Consider the following 11,206-nt stretch of genomic DNA (forward strand, 5'->3'; position numbering starts at 1 on the left):
CAGAACAGCTCCAGTCAATTCTGGGTGGGAGAGAACTTCGGTAAGGACGAGAGGCATCACTGAGCGGTATATCTTGGTCTTGCTATCCAACTACAGAAGAATATTATTTACTTTCGATTCTTGCAGAACACTTAATTGATATCCGATCCCCGAACTACCTACATGTCTCAAACGCGCGAACAGGAGCGCGCACAACTTCTCCCAACGAAAGAAGCTCTCACAGCTCTGAAGTCGGATGTGACGCTTGAGTCAGCGGTACTCGAACTCTGTGATAATGCTTTAGATGCATGGAAACGAGCTACCAACCGGTCGAATGAAGCGGTAATAAATATTTTTGTTAAAAAAGAAGGAGATCAAACCCAGCTCATTATCCGTGACAATACTGGCGGCGTTCCACGCAAAGAAGCGGCTATGCTGTTTGGGCTTGGGCGAACTGCCAAACAAAACGATGGCTCAATAGGAACATTTGGTGTCGGTGCAAAAAAGAGCTTAGTCAATCTCGGGGTTCCATTTACTATTCGATCACACCATCCAACTGAAGAGGATGGCTGGCGATTCCGGATCGATAAAGAATGGTTTGAGGATGATCACGACTGGTCGGTGCCGCTCCACGCAGATTCGGAGATACAACCCGGTATCACAGAAATATGTATTGAAGATTTAAATTATGAGTGGACAGAAGAGACAGCCAATGCCCTGCGTGAGCGTTTGGGTGAAGCATATAACCTTTTCCTCAGCGATGATATGCAATCACTCTGTGGCAATAATTTTGATTTGAAAATAACAGTTGATAACGAGCCAGTCGTTGCGGATGGCATTCCTGACTGGGCTTTTTCTCCGTTTGACGGACTTTATCCCCGACGTTATGAAGCGATACGGCTAGACTTTAATCATCTCGAATCCCCTGTATATCTTCATATTACTGTTGGTCTATTGCATAAGAAGGATACTCACTCTGCTGGGACAGATGTCTACATCCAAAAACGAAGAGTTGTTTCGAGTGCTCAAGACGAGCAGGGTGGGTTTGGCGATGGACAAGAGTTGCTGGGTAAATTTAATGCCAGGCATGACCGATTGCGAATCATTATCGAACTTGAGACTAATGCTGACGGGAAAGAACTCCCTTGGGATACACAGAAATCATCCATTGATAAACATAATCTCATCATGCGGGGAACAAATGAGACAAAGGGGGTGTATAATTGGTTACGACGTGCGGCCCAAGCTTATTATACCCTTGATGCAGACAAAGTTCCTCGCGCCTTCTTAGAATCCTACGGATCTGATTCGCAAGAGGCAGTCAATAACGGAAAGGTGGTCAAGTATGATTATAGTAGTCGCAAGCGGATTGTTTCAGATCACCGCCCAAATACAGACCTACCGGAGATTAGTTCGCTCCGCCAAAGCGCAGAGGCACACGCTACATTGCATATTCGCTGTGACGACGCCATTGATGAACAAAAGCAGCCAGCCTATCAGACACAGTTGGCTCAAGAAAGCGACCGAGATATAGAACGGCTATCAAAAGTTGACCAAATGCCACCAACAGAAATTGAAACCGTAGCTCATCAAGAAGCTGGGAGAATTAATGAGCTTGCACGGATCCACAAGGAGAATGCTATTCGGTGTACTGATGATCTTAAATCTTGGCAGGAACCCCGATATAATCAGTATCTTGATGAACATACCAATCAGAAAATGACAACCGCTGAGGAGATACCTGATCATCTCCCGAGTACATCTTCAGATATCTCGAATGAAAATTATAGCATTGATGAATACAACGGCAGTGATGGCCCGATTACGGAATCATCTCAAACAGTATCAGATGATCAAAGTGAGTCAGAAACCGCGGAACTGTTTTTAGTATTTACCGACGGAGACGCCGAAGAAAGAGGTGCACAGATTATCGATGTCCCACGGTCACAGTTGTGTGCCAGCCTTGATCTTCATCACAACGCCGGTGATGATTTAGTATGGGAAGAGCTTCGCCATACCATCGAAACGATAGTAGATTAAGCAAGAATGAAATCTCGAAGTTTATTATCGGGTACATACTAAATTGAATCCGTATGGCAGAACCGATTTTAAAATGGGCTGGCGGAAAGCGGGCGATGCTTGATGAGATCTTAAGCCGTCTCCCATCAAAGTCCCAATTCAACCGGTATTTTGAGCCATTCTTTGGTGGCGGAGCAGTGTTTTTTGCTCTTAAACCTGATAACGGGCACATCAACGATATTAACCCTCGGTTGGTAAACTTCTATCGACAAATAAAGCAAAGTCCTGAGCAGATTATCACACAAAATAAAGAATTTGATAAAAAGTATAAGAAACAGAATGGGTTACGATTCAATCGAGACTATAAGAATCAAGGGAATGATAGTGAAGACTTCTATTATGAAAAAAGAGAGGAATTCAATAGACTCCGAGATGGCGTAAATAAATGTGAAGATCCTGTTCGTGAAGCAAGTCTCTTCCTGTTTTTAAACAGAACATGTTTTAACGGCCTCTACCGGACCAATCAGAAGGGCGATTTTAATGTGCCAGTTGGTTCTAAGTGGACCGAAATAGATGTCCTTGAGCGACGGATTCGTGAAGCACACCGTATCCTTCAAGGAACAACGATCACGCGGCAAGACTTTACACAAGCGTGTGAAGATATCGGGAACAATGATCTGGTCTTTTTTGATCCGCCGTACCCATCTGTTAGAAAAACTGGGAGCTTCGAAAAGTATCACCCAGGAGGATTCGATTATGAACGTCATAGAGAATTACAGCAGTTGGCATTAGAACTTGATAAGAGAGGTGCATATGTCATGATCACGAACGCCAACGATCTAGAAAGTGATATAGAGAAAGAACATTATGTTGAAAAGCTTTACTCAGCTGACGTTCTTCCCGATTCCTTTCGTAAAATACTAGCAAGTGGTGAGCGAATGATTAATAGCGATTCAACAAAACGGACCAACATTGGAGAAACCGATATTATAGTCACAAATTTTTCTCCATTTGATGATCAGCGGACATTTGATGACTTTCGATGATTTGCTTAGTTGTATGATGGTATCATACAACAGTTCATATACCTATTCCCCGCCTACCGAATCGTCAATACAGTAGCTACAACAACTACAACCTACTACCTGATTGGTATCACTGCGGCCAGACGACAACATCGTTGACAAGAATTTGCCGAACCTGTCCATCCCTACCCATATCAATTTTCACTACCCTGCTGCCATCGTTAATTTTCACATCAGCAGATTCATCAGACATTTCGACCTGCAAGTCAGCTGTCCCTGAATTAGCAATCAGTTCTGCCATCATGGCACGACCATTCGTTTTCGTGCTAGTGAGAGTATTAAGATTGATTTCGCCGGGCATACAATCTCATTATTTGGGGTGGAGATAATATCACCGTTCTCGTTTGGTAGATACGCATACATACCTGAGATACCATGTGAATCGTTCTATGACACTCTCTTTTGTAATATAAACTAACAACCCTATCTCTATTCCCCCGGTCATTAGACTGATCGGGGAGTAAAGTCTATTTACTTTTAATATCGACTACATCTTCGCGTTGTATCTATGTTTGTTACGCCTTTCTAGTTCTAAAATAATTCATCGAAGTCATCTGGCTCTTCTGTTAAACTACCTCTATTTAACGAGTCTTGTAGGCCGTTTCCAGATTCTTCACCACTATCTTTCGATTCAAACACTTCTGGCCCCTCAACAGTCCCAAGGAAAACTGGACCATCTGGTAACACAGTTAACAAGTGATTATGCTTATTGACAAATATTGTTCCTCCACCCTTTTTTTGCATTACAAAATCGACTGCTTCTTCAAATCCATCAGAAGAAAGATATCTTCTGCCCATGTCACGATGTTCGAATAACTGTCCTCGGCTATCGACGCTAACTTGTCGGATCGGATCACGCTGGCCCTCATACGGATCTCCGATGTCTAAGTTGTCTGGGTCAGGAATAATCTCTGGTTCAGGGCGAGGAGGATACTCTTCAGGATCTGCATCTCGTATTTGTCCTTCGGCTAACCCTTCTTCTGCGTCTGGCTCCCAGATTTTGTGTTCAACATGGGCGCTTGCGAGTTCTGTTTGCCAGTCGTATTGTGTAAAAATACGTTCATCGACCGTATCCTTAGCATAGAGGACGTATAATATGGACTGTTCTTCTGTCTCGTCGCTAGTGCGCAAGATCCGTCCTAAGGTCTGAATCCGTTGCCGGATACTGCTACTTGACACTCGAACAATACCAACATCAGCGCTTGGGACATCTACACCCTCAATAAGTGCTTTTACGCTTAGCATTACATCTGCCATGCCATCCTGTCGGAACCATTCCATTGCCAGATCGTTCCAAGTCTTTCGAGAGTGGCCAGAGTGATACATTACCGGCCAGTAATCAGGATCGGCAAACAATTCCTCTATCTGCTGATCCACTTGTTTGAGCCCTTCAAATTCATTATACAGATTAGCACGGTAATCTTCAGCACCTGTTGCTAATTCTCCTGTTCGAGCATCTATTCCTCTCTGATCAAGTGGGGCAATTAGTTGTTCTAGCTGCTCAATTCGTTCTTGGAAAACGATAGCTTTGTCAGCGTTTTCAATTGTATTCCTGAGAAGTTTAAGTGTGATGGCCTGTCTAGCGGCTGCATTGTCCACCAGTTCTCGACGCTCTTGAGTAGACTCAAAATAATCCGCGATTGCCGGAGTTGGCCTATCAGCCTCATTCCGAATTATCTGCAGTTTGCGGGCGAAACCCCCTGGGAGATCATTAAGCCTATGGCCATACTGCTGTCGAATATCTTTTACAGCATCAGAAACCTTCTGTGAAAGTCGGTCATATTGGGCCTTCTCCTGTGGAGCAAGATCGAACCCAATGTATTGTATAGTGAACTCAGGAATAAGACCACGTTTGATGCCTTCATCATAACTGAGCTCATAGTAAATCTCCCCAAGTTCTTGTACTAGATGTTCGTCGTCGGTATTTCGATCATCACTCGTTCGAGAAATGGCCGTGGCTGAGAGACCAAGAGATGCAGATCGTGGATAATCAAAAATATTCGAGAACTTATCACCAGTATATCGGTGGCATTCATCGGCAATCAACAAGTGTTCAGGATTGTCTACTTGACGAAGGGCTGTTCTAAGATATTCGTTTTGAACAGCGCTATTGACGATAGTAACCAGTACGCGGCATTCTTTGAAATTATCTTTATGCCCACCACCCGCCCAGCCCACCTCATCAACAGGGATATTAAGTGTAGAGACCAGTTCAGTCAACCACTGTCGCATTAGGACATTCGTTGGAACAACAATTGTAGCTATCCGATCTGAATTTTCTGTGAGCCATTGCCGAAGTATGTCTAACGCCATTACAGTTTTTCCAGCGCCAGTCACTACCTGAACAATTCCCTGTTCTGGTGCCTGATCTGAAGTACCCGTAAACCACATGTCGGCAGCTTCTGATTGCCAGTCATACAGTTCGAATGAGTTAGCAAAACAATATGATCCGCGGCTCTCATCTTCAAGTAATTGGAGATCCGCCCGTGAGATCCCAGAACCAGCAGCAACCCGTATTCGCTTCGCTTCATCTTCGCTTTCGGCTGTCGTAATACGCTCTAATACACTTGCTGATAATCCACTCAAAGAATCATTTTTCAAGCTAGAATAACGAGAGCGAATCTGCTCACGAAGCTCTTTTTTCTTATTTGTAAAATCTCGATATTTGTCTTTTCGTCTTAGATCGCTCCCTGTTTGTCCTTTTCGAGTCTCTGACTTGAGGTAATCGCGCCAAAATGTGTTGTACCACTGGCGGCGCTTCTGCCACCCTCCTGCTTCACGGTACATATAATACTTCATTAGGTCACGTTTAGCGCTCTGTCTGGGTGGTTCAACTGTTGCGCCTTCCCGATTTAAACGGGATTCAAGCTTTCCAAAAATATCTGCGTTTCTAAATCTACGTTTGTATTTATCAACCTGTCCTGATTTTCCCAGATCATACGTATGGTCATTTTTTTCAATAGCGCCAAGAATCTGAAGAATTTCTGGATAGCCTCGGATACCTTGATCGTTGAATTCGTAATCATGGTCATTTGCCAGTTGAGACTCAATTTCACCCTTCTTGATACCACGATTAGCTTTTTCTATCGTTCGAAGAACTTGATCCAAGGCTTCAATCCCTTCTGGACGATTTCCCATCGCTACCCAACTTCGCTTAAGAGATTTCCAAATGAATTCATCAAGTGACAGCTCTCCACGAAGGAAATTCTCAGCGAACGGAGATGGTTTGATAGTAGTCTGCTCGCCAGACTGGTCACGAGTAGTCACACCAAGTTCGGCATAAGCAGCGAGAATCCGCTTCATATAAGACTCCGAGTACTGTTCGTCTGAATTTGACTTTGTAATCTCACTCTGGCAGCGTTCGACGAACACCGACTGAGGGAGATCGTCCCCGTCTGTGGTAGCAATCTTCACAATTGCTCGGTATCGTTCCTCATCTACCACGACTCCAATGATTGGTGGCGGAAAACGACGGCCCATTGTCAGTATCCCCCAACTTCCTCATTAGAGGCTGCAATATAATATTCTTCATCAGTTACGATGGGTTTCGGAATTATACCTTCATCGAATTCTGAGAGATGACCTATGTACAGCGGTAAGTGACCTTCCGTCGGATCTCCATCTCCCGTTACTTTTAGTCGCCGATCTACTAGACGCTGGGCCGCAGCATCTCTATTTTGTTCTACAAATGTTTGCCATTCATCAAATACATTCTGAATTTCTTCTCTTTGCCCGGACGGTATCTCATCTCGTGGCACATTTACGTAGATATGTCCGAACTCGTTAATATACATTCTCCCGGCAGTCGTTCGGTATCTCTCATAGGTACTGACCAAATCAGTGTGATCAAAGATTGACTCAAACCGATAGTCCTGCCACTTCCAAATTAATTCTCCATCGTAGCTGACACTCCAACTTTCACCATGATTGAATGAAAAGCCATCCCAAACCCATAGGTCTGTGTTTGGTAGATCAGGATCAATATTAATATCAAAACCTAGGCCTCCATCTAGTTTCCCGAGGTAGACCGGAATCCACCCCGTATCAACAGGTGCTTCATCGGAGTAGGAGTACGCCGTAGTGTGTATCTTTGTAAGAATTTCACGTCCTGCTGTTATCCGGATACTCCCTTTTCCACTCCCGCGAGACTTCCCGAAGAACCTCAACTGGTCAAGCAAATTGTTCGGGGGTTCTACATGGACAACGAGGTCGTTATATTTCCACTGAAGAACAGTCCCGTGCCTCTTCGAATCGAGAATACTGTACCTTGATCCTCTGTATGGTGCTGGCCATGGTTTTCCTGGCTCAAGATGAACATCTTTTCCCTTTGCAATCGGTACAGTAGCGCTCTCACCGATTAATCGGCCACTCATCACGAGTCACCACTGTCAACTCCCTCACCTGTCCCCCTCGTCATATCCTCACGCATCCATTCTAGAGGGTCATCATCAAATGTAGAATCATCAATTGCCTCCCCCTCATCGCTATGCCCCGTAGACGTTGTTGATCCATTTTGCTTAGAAGCTCCTCTCGCATCAGAACCACCTTCATTGCTGATTTGATCTGCGCGGTGAGAATCGGCTTTCCGGGTATTTGTCCTACCCAAACCTTCAGCCCAGCTAGATAACGAGTCTTGCTCTTCTTTTGAAAGGTTGTCGGTCAAAGATGTTGGCTCCTCAGTTTCAATCCGATAGCTGTTAATCGATCCGATATAGATTGGGAGCATCTCCACGTCACGGCTTTTTCGAAGTTTAATAATATTCTTAACCACCCGTGGAAGTTCATTAAATTGTTCACGTACTTTTCGCGGACTTGGATGCAGTGATATTAGCGTAATTACATCTCCCCACGGAAGAACACGGAATGAGCCCCCGCTTGGCTTGTATCGTTTGAGATTATTTTTAATCTTGTCAGGGATCCCGGCCGGAACCGGATGACGCCTGTGTGATTGGCCATTATGCCACCAAACTCGATCGTCAGCAAATGAATATCTGCTGCCATCATATATACTCGGCCAGAGATCTCCAGGTTCAAGCCCTCTTGGTCGAAAATCGATACTATACTCAGAATTATCTTCGGGAGTTAATTCTCCATGCAGATCTTCGATAGTACCTACATATACCTGCTCGTAATCGTCATCATCTTTCTCTACCCTGGTCAATACATCACCGAGTTCGGTAACGTGGATTCGTCCCCCGATCCGCTTGAGATCTAATAATTGATCGACGATCTTGTTTGGACTTGGTTGTAAAATAAGCCGGTCTGTGCCTTGGTATAGTTGCCACCACACATCGCCATTCGGGCTTACTTGTAATGAAAGCCCTCGGTAGTGGTGAGGCCACCTATCACCTGGAGATAACATTTTCTTTTTAGTCATGAATATCAGATGGTGTCTGCCCCAAGATTTAAGCGTTATGTCGGGAGCTCTAGCAGTTGTCAAATAAGATAATTCCCCGCAGGAACAACTGATTTGAGCCATTTGTCAGCAGTGTCTGATCTAACGTTGCTGAAACAGTGTGAGAAATTAGTAGCTCGTTGTTTACCTCTTGAAAACGCGTTCAGAATTGTTTCGGCTTCCGTATGATCCATATCTAAAGTCGATACCGTGACGGAGACAAGCATATTTCAATAATCAGATCAGGCCATGAGAAACGTTCGTGACTCGATTGGATATCACTCACTTTCTCACTCGTAACGTTCCTGTTGAGGTCGTGGGCGACCGGATGGATATCAGTCGAAAAGTATTGGACAAGCACTACGATAGGCGGCCAGAGGAGATGAAACTAGAGCAACGACGACGGTACTTAGATAACATCTGAAGCAACACTCACCTAACACAGCCGCGGCCTCTCACTGAAGCTGATTATAACCAATCGCTTGTCCGAAATCCACTTGATATTAAAACTTTGTCTTGACTGGTTCAAATAATCAGTTTGTCCGATATGTTGATACAGTAGTCCTTCGAGTACTCGCGTATGGAGCGAGTGTGGATCACGAACGGCTCAACAAGTATCGCTCCGGTCGCTAACCCGCTGATTGCAGCATGTCATGACGGGTACATTCCAACGGACATATACGTACTCAATAACCCGATCATCGACGATGTCACCGACGCCGCTACATCACTCATGAAGACCGTCGTTACGGCACATGGCGGCGAAGAACCAACGATTACAGTAGAAACCATTGCCGACGAAACAGATTTCGATGCGATCCTCGCGTATGTCCGGTCGGCAATCGAGGCTGGGACGAATGCGAATGCGGATATTGCCGTCGATATAACGCCTGGCCGGCGGTTCTGGTCCGTTATCAGCTTCCAAGCCGGGGTTAAACACGCTGTTGATCACCTCTATTATTCGCATGTGAAAACTGAGGAGTACTTTGGAGAGAGCTACCCGACAATCCCGCGGACAGCGATTACGCTGATCGACTTTACCGAGGTGCTCTAATGCGGGTCAAGCGCAAGCATTTGACGGTCTTGCTGAATCGATTGTACGATCGTGGCGACGCTGAATTCGTCGTTGAACATCCCTCTAGCGAGATCGGCGAGTTACTCAGAATTCAACTTGATGCCTACGATTCCTGCACGGTCCAATTCAGTACTAGCCTCGACGAGTACACAACACGACGACAGGACGTTGGCCGACAGTACGCAGAGAGTATTTTCACGGACCTGCCTGACGCATCTGCCTTTCGTAACGCTGTGCTGGCAAGCGGTATTCTTGAACCGACGAATCAAGCTGAGATCAAAACGTTCCTTGACCGGTACGGTGATCCCGACCTGATGGCCGGGCATGCACCAGCGTTCGCCGGGTTCGATACGAACCTCATGCCGTGGCGGATCGATCGCATCCTCGGGTTGCACGACCCTGACAGCGGAATCGGGTACGTCAACGGGTTCGTGCTCGCAACAGGCGTTCGTGACGAACTAGACTGGGACTACAAGTGCCACGACACTGATCCGTTCGTCAACGCGTTCGGCGACGCGTACGAGGCATATTGGAACCAGCCACTTGGATCGGCGCGCATCGGGCGACTCGGGCTGCTTACCTACCGGCGGATTCGAGACATTGAACAAGCAGTTGAAGTCCACAGCGACGAAGGTGACGAAGCGATCATCGACGCATACGACAAGTACGACCGTGAATATCGGAACGACATCCTGCTTTTCAGCAATGACCGAAACTTCGTCGAACGAGCGCGAGCCCACCGACTGTTAGGCCAGCGAGTGGATCTACCGAGTGAATTCCCAGACGAAGCGACGGCGAGTTGGCGTGAAATCGAAATCCTCCTGTACATGCTGGCGATCGTGTTCGGGATTATCGAAGTCCCGAGTGTGACTGTCTACGGCGTGTGGCGCGGTAAAGACGAACTCGATTGGCAATACGAACGCGTCAAACTCGATGCGCGAAGCCCAACGCTCGCGTCAAAATTAGAAGGAGACCTTTCTATCGTTGAATCGTACGAAGAACTGAGCCAGTGATGCAACAGTTGATCACTAAGAGTTCACGTTTCCGCTCGGTTCAGCGGCTGATTCGATAAGCGACCGCCCATACCTCGTGGGTAGTCTCATACGCCCAGTACCGAATCCACTCAAGCGGGGCCGCGTCCCGCTGCGGATGCGAATTCACGTCCACTGTCCAATCCCGGTCGAACGCCAACACGTACATCACGCTACTTCCACGAGTTGCGCTGCCACCGTATCGAGTTCATCAGTCTCGTCGATCGCACGCAACCACCGATCCGGCAGTTGTGAGGCCCCGAACCGCGCACCAGCGACCGCGCCGGCAATTGCGCCGATCGTGTCAGTATCACCGCCACGGTTCACCGCCGTCACGATCGCCTCCTCAGCACTGTCTGCGAGTAGCCCATCGTGGAGTGCCGTTTGCAGCGAATGTACGACGTACCCGGATGTCTCTAACGTACCGGGTGACTCACCGCGATCGAGTGGTTCAAGCGCCGCCACAAGCTCATTAGGTGCGTCCGAACCGACGTCGGCGAGAGCATCTCCCAACGGCGTCGCCGCATCGTCAAACAGGCCGGCTATGGTAAGGTTCAGAAGCGCACACCCGTACGTGCATCGTGGGTCCGCGTGCGTGATTAGCGAAGACTGCCGACTTACC

At 46.7% G+C, this 11,206-nt stretch carries 9 protein-coding genes; 4 read left to right on the plus strand and 5 right to left on the minus strand.

What is annotated here, in order from left to right; genetic code table 11:
• The first annotated feature begins 162 nt into the window (after nucleotides 1-162).
• Complete coding sequence (locus E5K03_RS13755; protein WP_138007379.1) at nucleotides 163-2,019, plus strand: ATP-binding protein; 1,857 nt, start codon at nucleotides 163-165, stop codon at nucleotides 2,017-2,019.
• Nucleotides 2,020-2,072: 53 nt separating this feature from the next.
• A complete protein-coding gene (locus E5K03_RS13760; protein WP_138007380.1) occupies nucleotides 2,073-3,044 on the plus strand; it encodes a DNA adenine methylase in 972 nt (323 codons plus the stop codon).
• Nucleotides 3,045-3,153: 109 nt separating this feature from the next.
• On the opposite strand, the gene E5K03_RS13765 is transcribed toward E5K03_RS13760, so the two are convergent.
• The 4 genes from E5K03_RS13765 to E5K03_RS13780 all read right to left on the minus strand — a co-directional run bounded on the left by E5K03_RS13765 (nucleotide 3,154) and on the right by E5K03_RS13780 (nucleotide 8,460).
• Entirely contained in the window at nucleotides 3,154-3,384 is a 231-nt protein-coding gene (locus E5K03_RS13765) for a hypothetical protein (protein WP_138007381.1), read from the minus strand.
• 230 nt (nucleotides 3,385-3,614) lie between these two features.
• On the minus strand, nucleotides 3,615-6,563 hold the full coding sequence (locus tag E5K03_RS13770; RefSeq protein ID WP_138007382.1) for a DEAD/DEAH box helicase: 2,949 nt from the start codon (nucleotides 6,561-6,563) through the stop codon (nucleotides 3,615-3,617).
• A 2-nt stretch (nucleotides 6,564-6,565) separates the two neighbouring features.
• Nucleotides 6,566-7,456, minus strand: a complete 891-nt coding sequence (locus E5K03_RS13775) for a hypothetical protein (protein WP_138007383.1) — start codon at nucleotides 7,454-7,456, stop codon at nucleotides 6,566-6,568.
• Nucleotides 7,456-8,460: a hypothetical protein gene (locus E5K03_RS13780; protein WP_138007384.1), complete on the minus strand. Its 1,005-nt coding sequence runs from the start codon at nucleotides 8,458-8,460 to the stop codon at nucleotides 7,456-7,458. Before E5K03_RS13780 ends, E5K03_RS13775 begins: the two co-directional genes overlap by 1 nt.
• 598 nt (nucleotides 8,461-9,058) lie before the next feature.
• On the opposite strand from E5K03_RS13780, the gene E5K03_RS13790 reads away from it, so the two are divergent.
• Nucleotides 9,059-9,532 carry a hypothetical protein gene (locus tag E5K03_RS13790; protein ID WP_138007385.1) on the plus strand — a complete coding sequence of 158 codons (474 nt, stop codon included), beginning with the start codon at nucleotides 9,059-9,061 and terminating at the stop codon, nucleotides 9,530-9,532.
• Nucleotides 9,532-10,566: a hypothetical protein gene (locus E5K03_RS13795; RefSeq protein WP_138007386.1), complete on the plus strand. Its 1,035-nt coding sequence runs from the start codon at nucleotides 9,532-9,534 to the stop codon at nucleotides 10,564-10,566. The genes E5K03_RS13790 and E5K03_RS13795 overlap by 1 nt, the downstream gene beginning before the upstream one ends.
• Nucleotides 10,567-10,752: 186 nt before the next feature.
• On the opposite strand, the gene E5K03_RS13805 is transcribed toward E5K03_RS13795, so the two are convergent.
• On the minus strand, nucleotides 10,753-11,206 hold a 454-nt coding region (locus tag E5K03_RS13805), incomplete at its 5' end, for an ADP-ribosylglycohydrolase family protein (RefSeq protein ID WP_171006699.1).

The organism is Halalkalirubrum salinum (assembly GCF_005543295.1).
GTDB classification, from domain to species: Archaea; Halobacteriota; Halobacteria; order Halobacteriales; family Haloferacaceae; genus Halalkalirubrum; species Halalkalirubrum salinum.